16 protein-coding genes are annotated in these 20,283 nt (G+C 38.9%); 9 read left to right on the top strand and 7 right to left on the bottom strand.

All coding sequences use genetic code 11. The features are described 5' to 3' along the window. Positions 1 to 23: 23 nt before the first annotated feature. Together H140_RS0106680 and H140_RS0106675 are read right to left on the bottom strand one after the other, a co-directional pair. On the bottom strand, positions 24 to 806 hold the full coding sequence (locus tag H140_RS0106680) for a hypothetical protein (RefSeq protein WP_019672891.1): 783 nt from the start codon (positions 804 to 806) through the stop codon (positions 24 to 26). Between the two features lie 458 nt (positions 807 to 1,264). Then, the gene (locus H140_RS0106675; protein WP_019672890.1) at positions 1,265 to 1,897 is read right to left on the bottom strand and encodes a phosphoribosylanthranilate isomerase; all 633 of its coding nucleotides are present in this window, start codon (positions 1,895 to 1,897) and stop codon (positions 1,265 to 1,267) included. A 119-nt stretch (positions 1,898 to 2,016) separates the two neighbouring features. Between H140_RS0106675 and H140_RS0106670 the strand changes: the two genes are divergently transcribed. Next, positions 2,017 to 3,660: a cryptochrome/photolyase family protein gene (locus H140_RS0106670; RefSeq protein ID WP_019672889.1), complete on the top strand. Its 1,644-nt coding sequence runs from the start codon at positions 2,017 to 2,019 to the stop codon at positions 3,658 to 3,660. 127 nt (positions 3,661 to 3,787) lie between these two features. On the opposite strand, the gene H140_RS0106665 is transcribed toward H140_RS0106670, so the two are convergent. After that, complete coding sequence (locus tag H140_RS0106665; protein WP_019672888.1) at positions 3,788 to 4,519, bottom strand: DUF4230 domain-containing protein; 732 nt, start codon at positions 4,517 to 4,519, stop codon at positions 3,788 to 3,790. Between the two features lie 325 nt (positions 4,520 to 4,844). Between H140_RS0106665 and H140_RS0106660 the strand changes: the two genes are divergently transcribed. Next, positions 4,845 to 6,575 (top strand): proline--tRNA ligase, encoded by a 1,731-nt coding sequence (locus tag H140_RS0106660; RefSeq protein ID WP_019672887.1) that lies wholly within the window; start codon positions 4,845 to 4,847, stop codon positions 6,573 to 6,575. 1,024 nt (positions 6,576 to 7,599) lie between these two features. After that, positions 7,600 to 8,037 carry a transposase gene (locus tag H140_RS0106655; protein WP_019672886.1) on the top strand — a complete coding sequence of 146 codons (438 nt, stop codon included), beginning with the start codon at positions 7,600 to 7,602 and terminating at the stop codon, positions 8,035 to 8,037. A gap of 217 nt (positions 8,038 to 8,254) precedes the next feature. Here the strand turns inward: H140_RS0106655 and H140_RS0106650 are convergent, their stop codons facing one another. The 4 genes from H140_RS0106650 to H140_RS0106635 form a co-directional block, all read right to left on the bottom strand. Beyond that, positions 8,255 to 8,656, bottom strand: a complete 402-nt coding sequence (locus H140_RS0106650; RefSeq protein ID WP_019672885.1) for an ExbD/TolR family protein — start codon at positions 8,654 to 8,656, stop codon at positions 8,255 to 8,257. 46 nt (positions 8,657 to 8,702) lie between these two features. Beyond that, entirely contained in the window at positions 8,703 to 9,362 is a 660-nt protein-coding gene (locus H140_RS0106645) for a MotA/TolQ/ExbB proton channel family protein (protein ID WP_019672884.1), read from the bottom strand. 201 nt (positions 9,363 to 9,563) lie between these two features. Continuing rightward, positions 9,564 to 10,601, bottom strand: coding sequence for a TonB family protein (locus H140_RS0106640; protein WP_019672883.1), 1,038 nt, complete (start codon positions 10,599 to 10,601; stop codon positions 9,564 to 9,566). 491 nt (positions 10,602 to 11,092) lie between these two features. Beyond that, entirely contained in the window at positions 11,093 to 13,552 is a 2,460-nt protein-coding gene (locus tag H140_RS0106635) for a TonB-dependent receptor (protein ID WP_019672882.1), read from the bottom strand. A 709-nt stretch (positions 13,553 to 14,261) separates the two neighbouring features. On the opposite strand from H140_RS0106635, the gene H140_RS0106625 reads away from it, so the two are divergent. From H140_RS0106625 to H140_RS0106590, 6 genes are all read left to right on the top strand, one after another. After that, positions 14,262 to 14,861: a YceI family protein gene (locus H140_RS0106625; RefSeq protein ID WP_026348904.1), complete on the top strand. Its 600-nt coding sequence runs from the start codon at positions 14,262 to 14,264 to the stop codon at positions 14,859 to 14,861. A gap of 446 nt (positions 14,862 to 15,307) precedes the next feature. Further along, positions 15,308 to 16,438 carry a YkvI family membrane protein gene (locus tag H140_RS0106620; protein ID WP_019672878.1) on the top strand — a complete coding sequence of 377 codons (1,131 nt, stop codon included), beginning with the start codon at positions 15,308 to 15,310 and terminating at the stop codon, positions 16,436 to 16,438. Positions 16,439 to 17,476: 1,038 nt separating this feature from the next. After that, complete coding sequence (locus H140_RS14150) at positions 17,477 to 17,932, top strand: lecithin retinol acyltransferase family protein (protein WP_019672875.1); 456 nt, start codon at positions 17,477 to 17,479, stop codon at positions 17,930 to 17,932. Between the two features lie 229 nt (positions 17,933 to 18,161). Further along, positions 18,162 to 18,656, top strand: a complete 495-nt coding sequence (locus H140_RS0106600; RefSeq protein ID WP_019672874.1) for a hypothetical protein — start codon at positions 18,162 to 18,164, stop codon at positions 18,654 to 18,656. 138 nt (positions 18,657 to 18,794) lie between these two features. After that, positions 18,795 to 19,418 carry a hypothetical protein gene (locus H140_RS0106595; protein ID WP_019672873.1) on the top strand — a complete coding sequence of 208 codons (624 nt, stop codon included), beginning with the start codon at positions 18,795 to 18,797 and terminating at the stop codon, positions 19,416 to 19,418. A gap of 127 nt (positions 19,419 to 19,545) precedes the next feature. After that, the gene (locus H140_RS0106590; RefSeq protein ID WP_019672872.1) at positions 19,546 to 20,109 is read left to right on the top strand and encodes a hypothetical protein; all 564 of its coding nucleotides are present in this window, start codon (positions 19,546 to 19,548) and stop codon (positions 20,107 to 20,109) included. The last annotated feature ends 174 nt before the right edge of the window (positions 20,110 to 20,283 follow it).

Raw genomic sequence — 20,283 nt, 5'->3', positions numbered from 1 at the left:
CAAAATTTTGCATAATTGCATGATCAAGCTTTTATCAATCGTCCACCAATACCTAAACTTGGCAACTTTTCAATTGGCACCGATTGCGCATCAAAATCACAAGGATTTACACCCGTCCACGCTTTACAAATCTCAATGACATGATCTTCATCAAATATGGATATAATATTTTCATTATCGACAATATCATCACTACAAATTTTATCAATAGCGTCGTCAGTATCTAGTCCAGATAAATCAACAAAGTTTAAACAGCTCTCATCAACTGTTTGATCTCCTATATTTTTCCATATATCACCACAACTAAAAACGAAATATCTGACTACTTTATTATCTTGAACATACTTCCAACCGACATAATCCACTACACGATAGCTGCCAAAGGCATAATAATTTGCGACAACATCGTCAAGTAAATCTAACTTTTCATCAGCTTCATTAATAATGAAGACCCAACCATCAAAAGGCGATGAAATATAAACCTGACTCTCATTAGATGACAAAGATTTATAGCCAAATTCAACCCCATCATTCCACGACATTTTTTGTTGATTTTGCAACCCAATGGCATCAGCGAGGTTTTGAATCGTCCAGCCCTTATCCTTTAATTCATATTCAGGAATCATATACCAGTTTACCTTATAACCAAAACCTGCCATCCATTCATAGCCTGGGGGTGCTTGATTAACAGGTATATTTTCATTTTCTTCGGCCAATGCAAGAGTTTCTAAAGCATTCACTTCTAAGTCCTTTGACCCTTTTGTTCCGACTTGAAGTGCGAATAATCTTTTATACCAAGCAAACATACTTATGTTCCATATTTACTATACATCCAAGCTATTGGGTATTGCAGACTTCTCCCACCTTCCTTATAGTTCGTACAAAAACTAAAACTTAATTCTTGAACTTACTATTTATACGTTAATCTCAACTTTTGACGTAGGCTATGGCTTTATCACAGCTTTTGGTAGAATTATTAAACTAGCTAAGTTTAAAGCACCCACTACTTAGTCATCAGTTACGTTAAAATAGGCGTATTTTATTGACTTTAGAACGTTGCCCTAAAAGCGGTTTAGCCTCGATTGTAGCGGATATCCTGCTAGGGTTGGCAAACTGCGTTGCTAGGTTTTTGTCGTGGCGACGCGGTGAGCAAGCGACACGTCAAACCTAAGCAAACGCATTGCCACCACTGGCAGATAGTAGCGCAAAGCGAGATTAGCTCCAAATACACCATAACTTTTATCAGAATGACATGGCAAATGAGCTATTTCACTGCTTTAATAAACGCGCTCATCTTATCCACATCTTTAATACCTTTAGCCGACTCAATACCACCACTCACATCCACCGCATAAACAGGTAGCTTTAGTGTATCACTAACATTATCAGCCGTTAACCCACCTGCCAAAATAATTGGCAAACTGACATTATCTGGTATCAATGACCAATCAAAACGCTCACCAGTCCCCCCATAAGCCTGTTTGTGATAGGCATCAAGCAAAATGCTACTAGCACCAGCATCAGCAAACTCAGCAACTTGCGCTCGTATCGAATCAGATGTGTCTTTATCTTTGTTAATTCGTAGTGCTTTAATCCAGCGCTTATTAACCGCTTTAGCCAAGCTTTGACACTGCATAGGCGTTTCGTCACCATGAAACTGAATCACATCAAAAGGGGTGCTTTGCGCCAATGCGACCAAAGCCTCTTTTTCGATATTAACGACCAGCGCCACCACACTAATAAAGGCAGGAACCTGCTTAATCAACTCGCTTGCCTGCTCAGCGCTCACAGCTCGTGGACTGGGTGGATAAAAAACAAATCCAAGTGCATCTATACCCAGCGCAACCGCATTTTTTACATCTTCACTTTGGGTTAATCCACAAAATTTAACTTGCATGGCTTTAATTTCCCTTATTAGGTTTGGCTTTTACAAAATTCAATAGCCTTCAAAATGCAATCCTAGCATAATTTGAGCAGTTAAAAGTTACAGTTACCATTAAGGATTAAGGTTAATTTATGTCAGTTTCTAATCGTTATCAACCCACAAGTTATTTAATGTGGTTTCGCCGTGACCTGCGCATTCATGATAATACAGCGCTATCGGTACTGTTTGATAAGCTAAAAGATGCGTTACACGAAAAGCATAAAAATAAAACGAACGATCTACCAGTACCAAAAGTCTTAGCATTATACACCCTAACCCCTAAGCAGTGGCTTAATCAGGGTATGTCAGTGCTACAAATGGATTTTATTTTTAGGACATTAAAACAGCTCGCCACTACCCTCGCTAATGAACTAGAAGTTTACCTACACCTCATCTACTCTGACAGCTTTGCTAGCAGTATTAATGAGATTGTGCAGTTTTGTAACGACCATGATATCACACAAGTATTTGCCAATATCGAATACGAAATCAATGAACAGCATCGTGATCAACGATTAACAGCACAGCTGGCAGTACAAGACATTGAATTTAACCTCTTTCACGATCAATGTATCCTACCTCCAAATACGGTCAAAACCAATGACGATACTTTGTATAAAGTATTTACCCCTTTTTATAAAAAATGGCAGTCTATCTTAACGGCAAGTCCAGTTGAAGTATATGAGGCGCCCAGCTCAATAACTGGATCAATAACCAGATCAAGAAATAGTAACTCTAAACCTAATAGTGACTCTAAACCTAATAGTACAGATAATTTAGACAGGTTATTAACACAAATCGATGATTATCATCAACAAACACTAGTGCTGTTTAAACAGCACTACACACTAGCACAATCCACGCTAGACACACTACTCAAACAAGCCAATACAGACTACCCTGCAGGTGAGTACACAGCCAAAAAACGACTAAAAAGCTTTATTAAAAAGGATATAACAAACTACGATACTGCCCGTGACAAGCCTGCTGACAACTCAACCAGCCATCTGTCTGCGTATTTAACTGTCGGTAGCCTGAGCGCAAGACTGTGCTATCACATGGCAAGTAAGCAACTTAGTCAAAACCAAAGTGGTGACGCATCAGCTACCGATGTGAAGCGCTGGATAAGCGAATTGGCTTGGCGTGATTTTTATCGTCATGTTATCGTGGATAGACCAGATATTGTAAAAGGAACAGCCTACAACAAACAAGCCGATAAAAAAGTCATTTGGTCTTATGATATGGACGACTTTCAAGTCTGGTGTCAAGGAAGAACTGGCGTACCCTTAGTCGATGCTGCCATGCGCTGCCTCAATCAGACTGGCTTTATGCACAATCGCTTACGTATGGTAACCGCCATGTTCTTAACCAAAGATTTATTTATCGATTGGCGCTGGGGAGAAAGATACTTTATGCAGCGCTTAATTGATGGAGATTTTGCCTCTAATAATGGGGGGTGGCAATGGAGCGCTTCTGTCGGCACAGATGCTGCGCCCTATTTTCGGATTATGAATCCATTTAGCCAAGCCAAAACGCATGACAAAGACGCATTATTTATAAAAACTTGGCTGCCAGAGCTTGCTCAAATACCTGCCAATATATTACATGATGAACACAAGCTACGTCAGGCGCTTAGCCCTCAAGGCGCATATAACAATGTGAACTACCCTACCCCTATGGTTGAGCATAAGCAAGCGAGGCTGTATGCCATTGGGCAGTTTAAAGCTGGCAAGTAGTGCCTGACTTAACAGTCAGCTAGACGTATAGCCAGCTTAACCTAAATAGTTAGCTAAACCTAAATAGTCAGCTAAACCTAAATAACCAGCTAAACCTAAGGAAAGAAAGGCTTTAAAACAGTGCGTCTTAATCCACTGGCTGACACGCCCCTGAGCCTTGCGTAGCGACAGTAACTTCTGCACCTGTCATCGCAAACAATTGCTCAACTGCGGTTTTGGCATTGCTTTCCGCTTGTTGCATTACCCCATCAGCACAGGCACGTTTTAGCACCTCTTGCTTAGCGCTGGCTTGTGCTTGTGCTAAAATCTCAGGCTCAGCCTTACTCATGCCAAAAAACCCGCCCGCTTGCCAGTCATAGACTTCGACATCATCTAGATACACAGTGAACACTTCCACTGGTGGCACCGTAATCATCACATTCGGCATCAAGGTTAAAGTACCTCCTTCTCTGCCGTCTGCGACCGCTTGTTGCTTGGCATTTTCGATTTGTTGCGCTGTTGGTTCAGATACTTGTACCATTTCTGGACTTAATGTACTTAAATCGACTCCAGCGACCACACGACCACGAGCAATAAACAGCCCCTTTTGCTCGTCTTGCCACAAACGCTGCCACGAGCCTTGTTGCTGACTGGTAATGACCGTATCAACATTATACGCCACTGTCTCTAGTCGATTAAGCTGTTGAATACGACTGACCACACCCTCACGGCTAAGGGTTTGAACTTGAGTGTTGTTACCTTTGTTAAACTGCTGCCATAGCAAGACACTTAACACAATAATAACCAGTAGAAGGATTAGTTTTAAAAAAATACCATTGGTTTTTGCGGTTTTTGCCACTTTTTGTGTTTTGTTATTCATAATTTATCATCATTAAGGTTATAATTAGCGGTTATCTAAATTTGAGACTGCTTTCGACTTGATAGCAGTATTTATATATTATAATTAGGTCAAATAGAACAAATAGCAAGAGCAACCAATTGTCTTTGTGTTTAGGGGTTATATAAAACTGATAAGTCCCACTGACAAAGGCTACTTTACTTATACCACTTAACTTATACCACTTATACCTAGGTACTAGCGATTTGATAAAAAAGATGGTGTCAATCGCTAACTTTAACTAACACTGACACAAATGACCAAATAAAGTCAGGATGTCACTTTACTACAACAAGTCGAGTTCATTATGAGAGCCAGTCAATTTTTATTTGCCACGTTAAAAGAAAATCCAAGTGATGCAGACATCGTCTCAAGCCAGCTGATGCTAAGAGCTGGGCTTATCCGTAAGCTTGCCTCTGGCCTATATGTATGGTTGCCTATGGGTCTTAAAGTATTGCAAAAAGTAGAGAAAATTGTGCGTGAAGAGATGCAAAATATCGGTGCACAAGAAGTCTATATGCCAATGACTCAGCCAGCCGAGCTGTGGGAAGAGTCTGGTCGTTTTGAGGATTATGGTCCTGAGCTACTACGCTTTAAAGACCGTCATAACCGTGATTTTGTCCTAGGCCCAACTCATGAAGAGGTTATCACCGACCTAGCCCGTGGCGAATTGCGCAGCTACAAACAGTTGCCAATGACTTTCTTCCAAATTCAAAGCAAATTCCGTGACGAGATTCGTCCACGCTTTGGTATCATGCGTGCTCGTGAATTCACCATGAAAGATGCCTACTCATTTCACATTGACCAAGCATCATTAGAGGCAACATATCAAGAGATGTATGACGCTTATACCCGTATCTTTAACCGCTTAGGGCTAACTTTCCGTGCGGTATTGGCAGACACCGGTTCTATCGGTGGTTCGGCATCGCATGAGTTTCATGTATTAGCAGGCAGTGGTGAAGATGCGATTGCTTTCTCTGATGGCTCTGATTTTGCCGCCAACGTTGAGCTGGCTGAAGCCATTTGGACTCAAGAGCGTCCCGCACCTTCTGAAGAAAAAGCCAACGTCTCTACCCCAAAAGTGGAAACCAATGAAGACTTGGCCAAGTTTTTGGACATTCCACTACAAAAAACGGTTAAAACCTTGATTGTAAAAGGTCATCAGATCAATGAGGATGGCACACAAGGTGAGCCACAATTAATCGCCCTAGTAGTACGTGGCGACCATACCTTAAACGAAATTAAAGCTGAAAAAATCGCCGAAGTAGATACACCACTGACCTTCGCTACCGAAGAAGAGATGAAGGCTGCTGGTCTAAAAAAAGGCTATATCAGTGTTGATTTAGACATTCCTGTGTTTGTAGACCGTGCCGCTGCTGCTATGGCAGACTTCGTGTCAGGCGCCAATGAGTATGACATGCACACCACAGGCATGAACTGGGAGCGTGATGCACAGATTACCAAAGTGGTCGATATCCGTAACGTAGTCGATGGCGATCCGTCACCAGATGGTAAAGGCACGCTTAGCATCAAACGTGGTATTGAAGTTGGTCATATCTTCCAGCTGGGCGACAAATATTCAAAAGCGCTAAACTGTACGGTCATGGGCGAAGACGGCAAGCCAGTCACACCTATGATGGGCTGTTATGGTATCGGTGTGAGCCGTATTATTGCTGCTGCGATTGAGCAAAATCACGATGACAATGGTATTATCTGGGCAAAAACACCCGATGCCAAAGACTCTATTGCACCATTTGATATTGCCATTGTGCCAATGAAGTCCAAAGAAGATACGGTAATGAACACCGCTGAAGCCTTATATGAAGAGCTTAAGGCCAAAGGTCTAAACGTATTGCTTGATGATCGCAATGAGCGCCCTGGGGTGAAGTTTGCAGACCTTGAGCTGATCGGCGTGCCACATCGTATCGTAGTATCTGATCGTAACTTAGCAGAAGATAAGTATGAATATGTTAGCCGTCTTGATGGTGAAAAGCAGCTACTTGGCCGTGATGAGTTAATAGCTAAGCTTGAGTCTTAACTCTTGTACTTATGTTGCAAATGACATGCTATTTATGACAATAGATTAAACAGTAAAAATACTCAATAACATACTCATACTCAACAACATACTCAAAAAGAACGCTTTAACCATAGGCGTTCTTTTTTTTGTGTTCTATCGAATTATTTATACCAAATCTGAAAATTAAGATATCGAGGAAAGCGAGTGCAAACGCTATAAGTAGTAGGTTTAGCGAGTGTAACGAAGATAAGTTATTTTTCAGAAAAGGTATTACTATTTATATTATAAGCTACTTTTTATATTATAGGCTACTTTCAATCTGCAAGTAACGACACCATCAGACTAAAAGGCATATAAGGCATATAAGGCTCTATAAAGAGCATAAGTACGTCTTTTTATTTAAACATAATACTTATTAAAAGATAAAAACATTAAAAAAAGAGAGAGACTGTTAATCCCTATAATTCAAAAAACAGCACAACACACATATCTTTTTTGTCAGTATTTTTTAATAAAAATTACCACAGCAAAAATATCGAGGAAAGAAGTAATAATACCAAATCTAAAAATTAAGCTATCGAGGAAAACGAGTGCAAACGCTACATATAGTAGGTTCAACGAGTTTGACAAAGATAGGTTGTTTTTTAGAAAAGGTATAAGAAGTAAGAGGTGAAGATTACAGCGATATCATGCTTAGATCTAGTCTTGTTGTAATATTTTTAATACAAACTATGATAAAACCAGCTCTTGCATCAAACATAATTCGTATTAAAATGAGCTTGCACAGCATTGACTTGATTTATTAGATACTTGTTATACAATATTTTTATAGCACATAAAATAATATTGTTTACAAACCTAAATCAAGCTAAAAGATGGGGGTTATTTTAAATATATTTTTTTATTTTGTTCACCAAAAATATGAATTGTATTAAAAACAAGCTAACCCACAAACAAAATGCTAAATATACTAAATGCTATAAGTATCAAGTCAGGCAATGAGTAACAAACCCACCTTAAACTTATATCGAGAATAGATATTATGAATACATCAAATCCAAAAAACATCCCTACCTTTCCAGCATTAGAAACCAAAACCTTGCAAGGTAAGAGCAAATATGCTCCAGAATATCGTGACAAAATCATTGAGCAACTGCTTGATGACAGCTTAAATGTCAGCATTGCAGATTTGGCGACAGTCCATAACTTAAATGAAGGTACTATCTCTAGTTGGCGTACTCAATATAACAAAAAAATGCGTAAAAATAAGACAGAATCGGTTGCTTCTGATATGACTGCGGTTATCCAAGGCTTACGAGATGAAATTAAGAATACAGATAAGCTGATTAAAGCTATTGAAAAGGATGTCGAAGATGCTGAAAAAATAATCCTTGAAGCTGATGATAAAAAAGCTGAAATCTTAGCTCGCAAAGTAGAGCTTGAAAATCTACTCGAAGCATCAAAAAAATTAAAGCTGTAAGGACTTATTAAATACTTATTGATAGCCTAATGGTGATTTATTGATGACTATTAGTAAAGATTATTGCTGACTACATATATTATAAAAAAACAAGCCCATACATACATGGGCTTGTTTCTTATAAATATTCACGTATATCACTACTTATTTATATATATTATTAGTACTTGTTTAGCAGTCATCTTCGTAGAAGAATGTGGTAAAAACTCAACAGATCCTACTCATTTACAAAGGCAATCTTCGTTAACTGCGCCTCACTAGCCAACGCCAAAATCTGCGCAACTGTTTCATAGCGTGCATCCTTGTCTGCTCGCAAATAGATCGAGGGTTGGTTATCTCCCTTTCCTTCGCTGGCCAAACGAGCTTGTAGCTGCTCTAGCGTAATAGGCTCACTTTCCCAAAATACACCAGCATCTTCATCTACACTAATCTGTATTATCTTAGGTGGTTGTTCTTGGACACTAGCACTGGTTTTTGGTAAATCTAATGCTACTGTCGGATTCAAGACAGTTGCTGTCACCAAAAAAATAATCATCAACACCAACATGATATCAATCAAAGGAATGAGGTTCATCTCATTCATGCCTTGCATGTCATCATCACCGAGCTGAAACGCCATATATTACTCCTATGTTAATCAGCACACACCTTGAAAGGTTGCAAGATTACGAATTGGCAGTTGAAGTATTCAAGCTATTATTATTTGTCTGAGCGGAAACTTGTTTAGCACTTTGTGCGCTTATGGTTTGTGTCGGTTCCTGTGCATTGATACCCTTAGCCGTTGCTCCAAGCAAACCATAGGCGGTATCATGAGCAGCAAACATTGTTTTGCGATTGATACGCAGTCCTATGTTATAAAAGATAACAGCTGGTATCGCCACTGCCAGACCTAAACCCGTCATAATCAGTGCCTCACCAACTGGTCCTGCTACTTGTCCTAAGCCTGCCTGTCCTGTCTCACCAATATTATGCAGCGCATGAAAAATCCCCCATACAGTACCAAATAAGCCAATAAAAGGGGCAATGGCAGCAGTCGTTCCCAGTACTGCCATACCTTTTTCACCCTCAAAGCGAACACGCCCAATTTCTTGCATTAAGGTTTGTTCAACAACAGTTTTTCGCTCGGTACTTGAGAGACTTACTAGGCTAGTATGCTGAGCATTAACGGCCTGAGTCAACTCATCGGCTACTTTATTTTTTTGTTGTTTACTATAATAAATACGCAACAAACCAATTACCCAAGAGGCAATGGACAACACAAGTAAGCTAAAAAATAAAAACTTGGTAACGATATCAGTGTATTGCCAATAAGCTGTAAAATCCATAAATAAATCCTTCATTTTACTTGAATATATTTAACTCTTAATCAATACTAAATCCAATCAATCTCGATTCAGTCTAAATATTCTTTGAGTTATTGTTTTTCTTTGAATTATTTTTTCTTTGACTTATTGTTTTTCTTTGAATTATCGTTTAATTACGTCAAATACTTTGTATTCAAAGGTTTTGATACCCAATACTTAGAACTAGGGCACTGGGTAGTCAACAGGCAAATAAACCAAACCAACCACAGGAACATTATTTTCCTTAAAAGGCCTAAACCTCCCACTCTTAACAGCACTAAGCGCCGCTCTATCAATGATCCTATTACCTGACGGTGAAGCCAACTCTGCCTTTGTAATCTTACCTTGCTTATCAACGGTAAGCTTCAAGATAACCGAAAAAACCTTGCCTGAATTTCTAGGAGTATTCACCCTATCAGGTAGCTCAAATCGTGGCTGACTTACCCAACTGGCATTAGCTCGAGACGCAGAAATTTGTATTGGACCTGATGCTACTGCTCCTGACTCCCCTGGATTTGAGCTACTACCAGAGGTATCCCCTGCATTTGAGCTTGTGGCACTAGCTGAGCCAGTTGTATTGTTGGTTGCCACAGGTTGTGATGCTTTGCTTTCTACGCCACCGGCATTTTTGGATGCCGTATGTGACTTATCCTGATCTGATCCATTTGCAGAAATTACAGTTGTGGTTCTAGAGCTATTATCGACCGTCACTGCTTTTGGTAAAGAGGATGTTTCTATTGGTGTCGTTGGTGTCACAGTCTCGGCAGGTTTTGGTGGGTTATCAAGTTTTGTCTCAGGTGTTTTTGTAGGCTTAACCTTAGAGGTTACTTTTGGCTCATTTTTTGGCTCAAGTTTAGGCTGGGTATTAGGTTCAACCTTCGGTACTACTTCTGGCTTAGGCGTTGGTACTACTGTTGGTTCTCTATCGGCAACAACAGGAGTTGAATTAGACTGAGATTTGACTGTTTTAGCTGATTGAGGTGTGGTTTGCTTGATAACCTCAGGAGGTAGTGTTTCCACCTCTACTTCTGGGGCTAATGACAACAGCTGTATCTGTATCGGCTCTATTTTCTTATTTTCTTGTTTTAACGGTACGTCAATTGTTGACAATAGGAGTGCAAGAGCTGCATGCATAGTCACAACGACCAAAAGTACAGTCAACTTCACTTTTTGAGTGTTTGTGACATTAAAGCTTAAACTGTCATTTAGTGATGTATTCATAATAAAGTCAAATCAGATTATTCAGTGTTATAAACACACAGCTTCTAACTATATATATAATTAATAATTAATTAATTTATAGTTTGTTAATTGGTTTTTGTTCAATAATTTTTCAATAATATAGGCTCAAGTTATTGATGTATATTATAATGATTTAATGTTAAATGTAAATAAGAATTATTATTATTTGTAATCATGTATATTGTTTTATGTTACATAAGAATTGGTTTAAGTTATATAAGATAGGCAGCTATCCTCGCAGTCAGAATAGTTGAAATTAAAGAATACCAATTCTGTTAAACTAAACCCATTAAACTCCCATAGACCCATTACTCACCCATAGACCCATTAAGTTTTAATTAAATACAATGCCTTTAACCCAGAATAACATAAGCTTTTTATAAAAAATTCTGGGCTAAAGACATAACCTACATCAAGAGTTAAGCTTGAGATAAGCTAACTTGTTACGTGCGTATTTAAAACGACTGTGTTTAAAACGACCAACGCAGACCCGTTCTAACAGAACGACCAACCAAAGGCGTTAAATACTTAATAGGAGAGTTATTTGGATGAGCATCCTCATTTGTTAAGTTACGAACATCTAGAAACCATTCATAATCACCATATTTTGATGGTTCAAATTTATAGCCTGCGTAAGCATCCAAAATATTATAACTTGGTAACTGTGGTTCTTTGTTAACATTGCTTGCTAGATACTTTTGTTTTTTATAATGAGTTAAGCTTGCACCCAGACGCCAGTTACTAACATCCCAACCAAGACCGATTCCATATCGTGATGTTGGCATATTAGGCATATACTCACCATCATTTTTATAACGAGTATATTTATTCCACTGCTTGATATCACTAGGATCTGGTGCTGTATCAAATTTATCTGAGGGATAGTTTTTAACCAAATCTGCAAATAAGCGGAAATCAATATCGCCAAAACCATTAGTATTAAAGTATTTCCTTAACTCAAGCTCCCAACCACTAACTTTGGTATCTGCTTGTCGCCAATATTTTTTATTTAAATTGGTTCCTGAGCTAGTCGTACCAGAGTGACCCAAATAAATATAATCATCATAATCTGTTAAAAAATAATTGGCAGATAAAAGGGTATTCATCCAATCCAACTCAGTACCTATTTCCCAGGTTTTTGCAGTCTCTTTTTTTAAATTGGGATCCCCGTGCTCATCGACTAAAATGGCAAAATGACGGTTACTGGCAAATAACTCATTCACATTTGGTGCTCTTTGTGAATAGCTATAACGTGTTTTTAAGGTCATAAAATCTAATGGTTGATAGCTAAATCCAACAAAGCCATCATTTAAATTAAAGCTGGTATTACGCTTTTGAAAACGTGTATTAATTTCGTTATGCTGACTGGCTTCATAATCATCATTAAAATAAGCATTATGTTTGACATTTTCATAGCGATAGCCAAAGTTAGCCATCAACTTTCCCCAGTTAATATTTTGTAGCAAAAACAAACCTATTTGATCTGATTTTGTATCTGGTAAAAATCTATCTTCTCCTTCACCATCGATATCTTGGTTTTTAAAATCCACACCAATAATACCTGTTATAAACTCATTTAAATGACTAGAAAGCTCAAAACGTGATTGTAACTGCTTACTATTTAAACGACTAACCAAAGTACTTCCCAAAAGCTCATCATTATCAGAATCGGTATAGGCTATTTTTGCAGTTAATTTATCAATATTATATATTTCTGGCTGATACTCAGCTGCAAGCGATACCCGAGTTTGTTTACTATCAATATTGACTGGTTGTAAGGCGTTTTGGCTATCCGTCCAAGTAGTTAAGGACGCATAACCTGGCATGCCATATTCATTTTTATGATGACTGATACCAGCTCCTACAAATCCTTTATCTCCAATATAACTTACACCTGTGGAAATATTTTGGCGATGTATATGACTATTGGTCATTTTTCCGTAGGTAGTCGGCACGATATCTTCTGTTCCTAAAAATCGAGTACCCTTGCTTTCTGTAACCGCTGGATCATAGTCAGGATTGTCAACAATATGACTGCTAAATAGAGAGTTAGGCTTATGCTCATAATAAACATCACCTAAGCTTAAGCCATTTTCTGTTAAATAGGCTTTACCACTGTCTAAGTATGCACTATCGACATATGGAAAATATTCTTTATTAAAAAAGTCTTCAGTTTTTGCAATCATCTGACAACTCGCTAACAGTAAGCTATTTTTACCTTCGCGTATTTCATCAGGGTCATAGCAGACACTTGCTTTACTATGACCTGGAATGTCATAGCCAGATATCTTGCTATCTAATCCACTTAAATGCCAGGCATAACTGCCGACCTTACCATTTAAGCCAAATACAATGTCTGTGGTTGCATTTTTTCCACCACTCACCTCTACCGTACCGGTCAAGTCTTCTTCTGGTAGCTTAGAGGGAATCTGCCCGTTTTGGACATTGACCACCCCGCCAATGGCATGACCACCATACAATACAGATGCTGATGACTTATCAACACTGATGCCCTCTGCTAATGCAGGGTTTATATTAATTGGTAAATGCCCACTAATGGCCGCAACACCAGAAATATCCAAATCATTTTCTGTAATTTGCACTCTCGATCCAGTAAAACTTCGAATTTGGGGTATGCCATTATTTGGCCCAAAGCTATTATTTTGCACTCCACTAATCTTTTCTACAGTTTGCCCCAGAGAAACAGCTTGCTGTGGCTTTAGATCATTCAAAAAAGAAGTACTGTTTTTTGTTAAGGTTGTACTGGCTCCTGAAAACACCATCTTTGTGTCACGAGAGGCCTTGACAGTAATGGGGTCAAGTGTGACCGAGGGTAGTCCAGTTAATGTCTCATTTGCAAAAGCATAGGATGCACATAATAGGCAAGAAGCTGCAATAGATTGCTTCTTGTACTGTGGGTTAATTTTCATGAAATTTTTTCCAGTTATATTCAGTCACAAATAACAAAATAAGATAGATATGCTAAAAAGACTGAGTCACCCCTACTCAGATTGAGTGGAGCTTTAGATAAAATATAGTGAGATTAAATACAGTAAGATTAAATACAAACAATGACTATACCAACAGATAGGTTAATAGCACTAAATGATATATTATAACATAACATTTATATTAAATTCATATAAAAATTAAAACTTCTCGGCAAATGTTAGTTATAGTTGTAGTCAGATATAGTCGCAGTCAGATAATTAAGTTACAAGGCAACCGAGCGTAAGTACTACAAATGTAGGCTTAGCGAGGTTAACGCTGTAACTCTTTTATGCTGTGACTATACAACGCTGTCAATCAGTACCAGGTTAAGCATAACCACCATTTACTTATAGCAAATTATTACAGCCTAGTAGCATTGCCTTTACCTTTGCTGTGCTAGAATAATCTTTTTTCACCTTTAAAAATAAACTTGCATCAAACTCAACAGCAATGCCCAAACAAAAAGCAACAGTCCAACAATAGATACCCACAATTAATACCTAATAACTAATACCTAATAACTAATACCTAATACCTAATGCAATGGAACTCTCACCAATGATAACCTTTACTGCCACATCAAAGACTGTGATTGCACTACCTATTTTTAGAAAAACAAGATCCTTGAATTTTAGAAAAACAAGATCCTTGAAAAAAACAATATTTACCAGCTTAGTTGTTAGCCTACCCTTCATAGTAATGAGTGCTGGTAGCCATCAAGCGATGGCCTCACCACCACCACAAAAGTGGAAGCTTGATGCCTCAAAAACTAAAGTCAACTTCTCTGTTAGCTACCTTAGAAACTCCACCTTAAAAGGCAGATTTAATGAAATAGAAGGTAGTATTAACTTTGATGAAAATAACCCACAAAATACCAAAGTTAACTTTGTGGTACAAACTGAGAGTATAGATACAGAGCTTAAAGCACGTGATTATTTTATCCGTCGCAAAGAACTGCTAAATACCAAGCAGTATCCAACGTTACGATTTGTATCCTCCAAAGTTAATTTAACCTCACCAAGAGAAGGCACTTTATCAGGTAACTTTATTGCCTTAGGTCAAAGCAAACCGCTGACGGTCAAAGTAAAATTGACCGATGCCTATAACAATGTGACCAAACAGCCAGTATTAAAATTTACCGCCACTGGACAAGTTAATCGTCATGACTATGGAGTGACTGCTTTCCCAAGAGTCTTTGGCACCAATGTACCTATTGTAATTACTGGTGAGCTCATTCCAGATAGATAAACACCGAAACCAGATAGACAAAAACTAAGTGCTAAAAGTGACAGACAACTAAAAGTGACAAACAAAAAGCAATAAAGCGCCAGATAGATAAGATTCTAACTGGCGCTTTGTTATGGCAACCCCAAACTTACACCCAAATCTAAAAATTAAGATATCAAGAGAAATGAGTGCAAGCGCTACAAGTAGTCAGTTTAGCGAATTTGACAAAGATAGGTTATTTTTCAGAAAAGGTATTATACGGTCAAATATAAAGCAACCTCAATGCGTGCCTTGTTTTATTCATAGTTACTGCTAATATAGCCCCTAATACAGTTTAACCAAAGAACGTTAAAGGTAACCAAAGAACGTTAAAACGGTTTTTTAATCAGTCGCAACTTACAACAGCTTACAACAGACTTGTTTGTTTTCACAAAAACTCTACTAATAATCAAAATAGGGATATGATGATGGAAATAAAAAACCCAGCTATTAAGGCATTCAGTTACGCAGGCGTATATGTCGGTGCTGTCATTGGAGCAGGTTATGCAAGCGGCCAAGAGGTCATGCAGTTTTTTTCTGGTTATGGTCTGATTGGCATTGTTGGCGCCATTATTACAACTTTGATGTTTATCTGGTATGGCTCAGTCTTTATGGAGCTTGGCAATCGTTTACAAACTTGTAGCCATAGAGACGTATTGGAGTATTTGTGTGGCAAAAAACTGGCCTTTATCGGTGACTATGTGCTGCTATTTTTTATGTTTGGTTGTGTCAGTATCATGTTTTCAGGTGGTGGGGCGGCGATTAATGAATACTGGGGGTTGTCAGTGATGACAGGGAAGCTCATTATTGCTGCTATGACTTTGGCCACAGTTGTCTTTGGTTTTTCATCTTCGGTGCGAGCTTTGGGGATTGTCTCTCCTGTTATTATCTTTAGTGTGATTGCCATCTCTTTGGTTACCTTAAATGAACATTATGATCAGTTGGCAACAGTTGATAACAGCTTACAAAACCTAACACCAACCTTAGCCACCCCTCTGTGGTGGACATCGGCAGTGGTCTATGTATCGTATAATGTCAGCTTGGCGACATCAACCTTGACTGCCATTGGTGGCAAGGAGCCTAGCTTAAAAGTATTGCGTAAAGCAGGCATTATCGGTGGCGTTGCCTTAGGTATGTGTTTACTATTTATCACCTTGGCGCTTTTATCAGATTTAAACAATGTGATTGAATACCAGATTCCTTTTTTGCAAATTGCACAAAATATTAGTCCTTTAGTTGGTATTTTATTTAGCCTGGTATTGGTCATTGCAGTGTTTACCACAGCAGTGACTAACTTGTATGGCTGTGTGATTCGTTTTTATGACTCTAAGCATCATCCTGTCAAGTTTCGTACCTTGACTATTAGCTTAGTTGCTTTGTCACTGTTAGCTTCATTACTCCCATTTAGTACTTTAATTAACGTTCTCTATCCTGCACTAGGGCTACTGGGCATGGTAATTATGGTGTGTGCTTTATATAAGACTGTCACCGGGCAGGTGTTTTTAAAAACAAATGCCAAGTTGCAACCAGTAAGCAAAGCAAATATCGTTGATCAATAATATTAAAAAAATTGATAGAGTCCAATTAATTGCAGGTTCTAAAAATATAATTTTGGCGTTGACGCCAGACGAACAAAACAGTAGTGACGCTTTTAAACACCATTTTTTAAAAAATGGGATGAATATATCAATATACTTGCAACCTGCAAAAACCTTAAAGACTTTTATACATCTTTCGCTGATAGCTTTGGTATTGATCAAATAAAAAACTTTACTCGCTTTGCTTAGGGTGTGTTGAATATTCAAACATTAGCACTGCTGATAGCTAAAATTGTTCTAAACTAGGCGCAAATCTAGATAATGTCTAGACCTTAGCTAGATTTGTAATACTGTCTAGGGCGATTTTAGCATCAGCCGCCACTCGAGCACATCTTTCCCCTTGCGAACAGGCAAAGCAGTGCTTTGCTACTTCTGTTCTCATGCATAGTGCAGAACCTGCCATTTTCAAAGCCACACCGCATATAGTATCCAGAGGACAAAATTAGCGATGTCAAATTTCAAAACGCTGGCAGAAGCCTAGCATATCATAGGTCGCCAACGCTTTTTTCACTTTTTGAAATTTTACCGCAAGCTTGCCAACCCACCCTAAAAACTCCAACTTTTTGTACTATACACTCATAGAAAGTCAACAAGCACTGTTAAAGCCCAAATCTAAAATCATCTGAGACATTAATAAAAAAGCAGGTCGCTATATTGATTTGGAGCACTTACTAATCTGATAACACAAACCCTTAACTCAACAATCAAAACAGCAACACCCTATAAGCAAACAAATACACCACGCACTCAATAACAACTCTTTTATCCAAACCTTAATTGTCAAACGTTAACTTACTAACTATTCATTAATAATTATTAACTTATAAGTAATAAATGATAACTATTAATCGCTAATTACCAATCACTAATTGCTAGTTACTAATTAAAAACGTGACACCTAATTTATAGACAACTCGACAAACTTGTGATGTCACCTTGGCATCAGCTCTATAAATAAAATAAGCCCTAAATTGGTTTTGGTTAACAGGAGTGTGCTGGATGACAACTCAAACTCAATTAAAAGATATCAAAGTAGGTGATCACTTAGTGACCAAACGCCTAGGCTATACCCATCATGGTATCTATCTTGGCCGTAATAAAGTCATCCATTACGCAGGCTTCTGTGAAGGCTTTAAAGCTGGCAAAGTTGAAATCACCAGCTTTGAAAAGTTCTCCCAACAAAAGCCAACCTATGTGCTATCGCATCCGAAGCGCAAATACTCTGCCAAGCACATTATTGAGCGTGCAAAATCTCGTTTAAATGAAGATAAATATCATCTGTTGTTTAACAACTGCGAGCATTTTGTTAACTGGTGCATTGAAGATACGCACAAAAGCCAGCAAGTGAACAATCTAACTCTGATTGTAGGTGTGATCGCAACCTTACGCGCTCCTAAGTTAGCAGTAGCTGGAGGGCTCTTTGGCTTTATCGCCCGTAAAGCCTTAATCGCCTAACCAAGCAGGAATCACCACCTTTACAACCTATCTAAGGTGTGCTGATTAGAGCCTTTAGATTGTTAGATAGCTAGACAATCAAAACTAACTCAGGACTGACTCAGAAGTTATATATAGTCGGCATCAGATATTTGAGGTTACCACCCTACCTCTTCTATATAACGATGATGACAGTCCTTAAGATAATAGCTACTAAGATAATAGTCACTAAAATAAATGGAGAAACGGTATGTCAAGAGCATTAATTGTAGCAGCCCCACATGCCATAGAGCTTGTCAAAGAAGGCTTACAGCTTTGCAGCGCAATCATGGAATATCGTCATGCCACCATACAGATTGAAATGCAACGTCAACAAATGCATCGCCAAGCAGATCTGGCCATGCAGCAAGAGAAAAATCAGCACGCCCTAAAAATGCAAAAGATGCAGCAAATAAGTGCCAACTTTAACCTGACCTTGGCACATAACCGCAGCGCATCACAAGACACGATGCAGATGTACAAAGCAGCCAATGACAGAGCCAATCAAATTATGGCCAATATTTCACAGCCTAACCTACCCAATGAGGTAAAAATGCTCATGCTAGAGACTTATCAAGCCATTAGCACCGAACTGTCGCACCTGACAAAAAACCACTATGGCATTGCCCAGCAGTCATTGACCGCCTATGCGCACATGTGCGATCAGATGCGTGACGAGCCAAATATTTTTACTGATATCAACTAGGACGTGTCTTATGAGAGTCGGTAAGCTTGCCATAAGCTCAAAAAAAGACACCTTAGGTTATTATGGTAACCACTGAAAGATAAACAAATAACTTAGCACGACGTACAAACGATTTATAAATTATAGAGGAGATTGACTATGTCATACGCTGTCGCAGTTCAAGCCATAACTACACTTGCACCTATCGTATCAAAAACGGTTGATATGCGTAACGCCAATAAACAGGCGGCTATAGAGCTTGAAAAACAGAAACGTCAGGCGACCCATGATCTGATGGTTGGCGTATCACCTCATGCCGTGCAGTTGGTTACTGAGTGCGTCAAAGCACGTATCACCATGCAGCAGATTCAACAAAAAAGTGAAGAGATTGCCTTAGAGTATGAAAAGATGCTGCGTGAAACCGAACTAGCAAAACAAGTGGCAGCAGATGCTCATACACAACAAATGGAGAAGATAAACCAAATGGGTGAAAACTATAAGCAGGTCATGCAAGCCAACCAGCAGTCGTTAGCTATAATTGAGCAACGCTTCACTCACCTAGAACAGCTAGAAGCAAAGCTGCTGACAGCGATGATGCAACCTGAATATGGCATTGAGGATAAAACCTTATTTACACAAGAACTGCAACGCTTACATGCGAATAAAGCCCAGCTTTACGAGGCGCAGAATCAGCTCAACAGCCAAAACCATTCGGCATTTATACACAGCTGCGATGCAAATTTTGAGGGCCCACGCACCTTTACTGATGTGGGCTCAAGCTAGGAGTCGCTTGCTGGGTGCGAAAAGCCTTAGCCATTGATCTTTTGCTCATCACTGGCAGTGAGGCTTTTGGTTGTCAGTCGTGTTTTTATTATCCTGATTGTAATAAGATTGGTTATAGGAGTATCTTATGTTATATGTCTTAGGTGCAGCCGCCGTTGGTGTTATTGCTTATGCATGGTTATCTAGCGCTGAACAATCAGCGATGAACAGCTATCATAGCAGCGCACGTCGTCTATCACGTGAGATAGAACAGCGCCAAGGCCAGTTAAATAGCTATCGCCAGGCCAATCAAGCAGCCCGTGACTATTATAAGCACATTGACTTGCACCATAACTCGGTGCTTACTGCTAATGAAGCCTTTGCGCTCTATGATGCTCAAAAGCAAATGCTGACTATGTTGAATCAGCGTATCGATGGCTTTGTGAAGCAAATCATTGCGCTTAAAAAGCAACGTGATGTGGCAAAAGGCGCTAAGAAGGCTGAGATTCGTCAGCAGCTGAATGTAATACGTGGCTTTTTTCAGGAAGCGAAGCTTGAGCGTGCAAATATGAAGCAGCAAAAGGAGACGCTATTATTTGAGTTACGTGAGCTCAATAAAAAAACTCGTGAGCTAAAGCTGTATATACGTGACAATTGCGGTAAAAAAGGTCGTGACTGGTACCAACGTGGCCTTGAGCGTCGTAGCGCCTAGTATAAATGCTATTTTTTTTTACTAATTTTTATTGTAAAAAACGGAGTCTGATAAATCAGGCTCCGTTTTTTGTGACTAATTTTTTATCGATACATCTAACTCGAGCACAGCTCTCCCCTTGCGAACAGGCAAAGCAGTGCTTTGCTATTTCTGTTCTCATGCATAGTGCAGAAC

Source organism: Psychrobacter lutiphocae DSM 21542 (assembly GCF_000382145.1).
Classification (GTDB): Bacteria; Pseudomonadota; Gammaproteobacteria; order Pseudomonadales; family Moraxellaceae; genus Psychrobacter; species Psychrobacter lutiphocae.
The sequence above is the reverse complement of the archived record's forward strand: the minus strand, read 5'-3'. Positions and strand labels throughout refer to the sequence as shown.

Coding starts and splice junctions, on each gene's coding strand:
- H140_RS0106680 (WP_019672891.1), bottom strand. CDS start 806: ATGTTTGCTTGGTATAAAAGATTATTCGCACTTCAAGTCGGAACAAAA.
- H140_RS0106675 (WP_019672890.1), bottom strand. CDS start 1,897: ATGCAAGTTAAATTTTGTGGATTAACCCAAAGTGAAGATGTAAAAAAT.
- H140_RS0106670 (WP_019672889.1), top strand. CDS start 2,017: ATGTCAGTTTCTAATCGTTATCAACCCACAAGTTATTTAATGTGGTTT.
- H140_RS0106665 (WP_019672888.1), bottom strand. CDS start 4,519: ATGAATAACAAAACACAAAAAGTGGCAAAAACCGCAAAAACCAATGGT.
- H140_RS0106660 (WP_019672887.1), top strand. CDS start 4,845: ATGAGAGCCAGTCAATTTTTATTTGCCACGTTAAAAGAAAATCCAAGT.
- H140_RS0106655 (WP_019672886.1), top strand. CDS start 7,600: ATGAATACATCAAATCCAAAAAACATCCCTACCTTTCCAGCATTAGAA.
- H140_RS0106650 (WP_019672885.1), bottom strand. CDS start 8,656: ATGGCGTTTCAGCTCGGTGATGATGACATGCAAGGCATGAATGAGATG.
- H140_RS0106645 (WP_019672884.1), bottom strand. CDS start 9,362: ATGGATTTTACAGCTTATTGGCAATACACTGATATCGTTACCAAGTTT.
- H140_RS0106640 (WP_019672883.1), bottom strand. CDS start 10,601: ATGAATACATCACTAAATGACAGTTTAAGCTTTAATGTCACAAACACT.
- H140_RS0106635 (WP_019672882.1), bottom strand. CDS start 13,552: ATGAAAATTAACCCACAGTACAAGAAGCAATCTATTGCAGCTTCTTGC.
- H140_RS0106620 (WP_019672878.1), top strand. CDS start 15,308: ATGGAAATAAAAAACCCAGCTATTAAGGCATTCAGTTACGCAGGCGTA.
- H140_RS14150 (WP_019672875.1), top strand. CDS start 17,477: ATGACAACTCAAACTCAATTAAAAGATATCAAAGTAGGTGATCACTTA.
- H140_RS0106600 (WP_019672874.1), top strand. CDS start 18,162: ATGTCAAGAGCATTAATTGTAGCAGCCCCACATGCCATAGAGCTTGTC.
- H140_RS0106595 (WP_019672873.1), top strand. CDS start 18,795: ATGTCATACGCTGTCGCAGTTCAAGCCATAACTACACTTGCACCTATC.
- H140_RS0106590 (WP_019672872.1), top strand. CDS start 19,546: ATGTTATATGTCTTAGGTGCAGCCGCCGTTGGTGTTATTGCTTATGCA.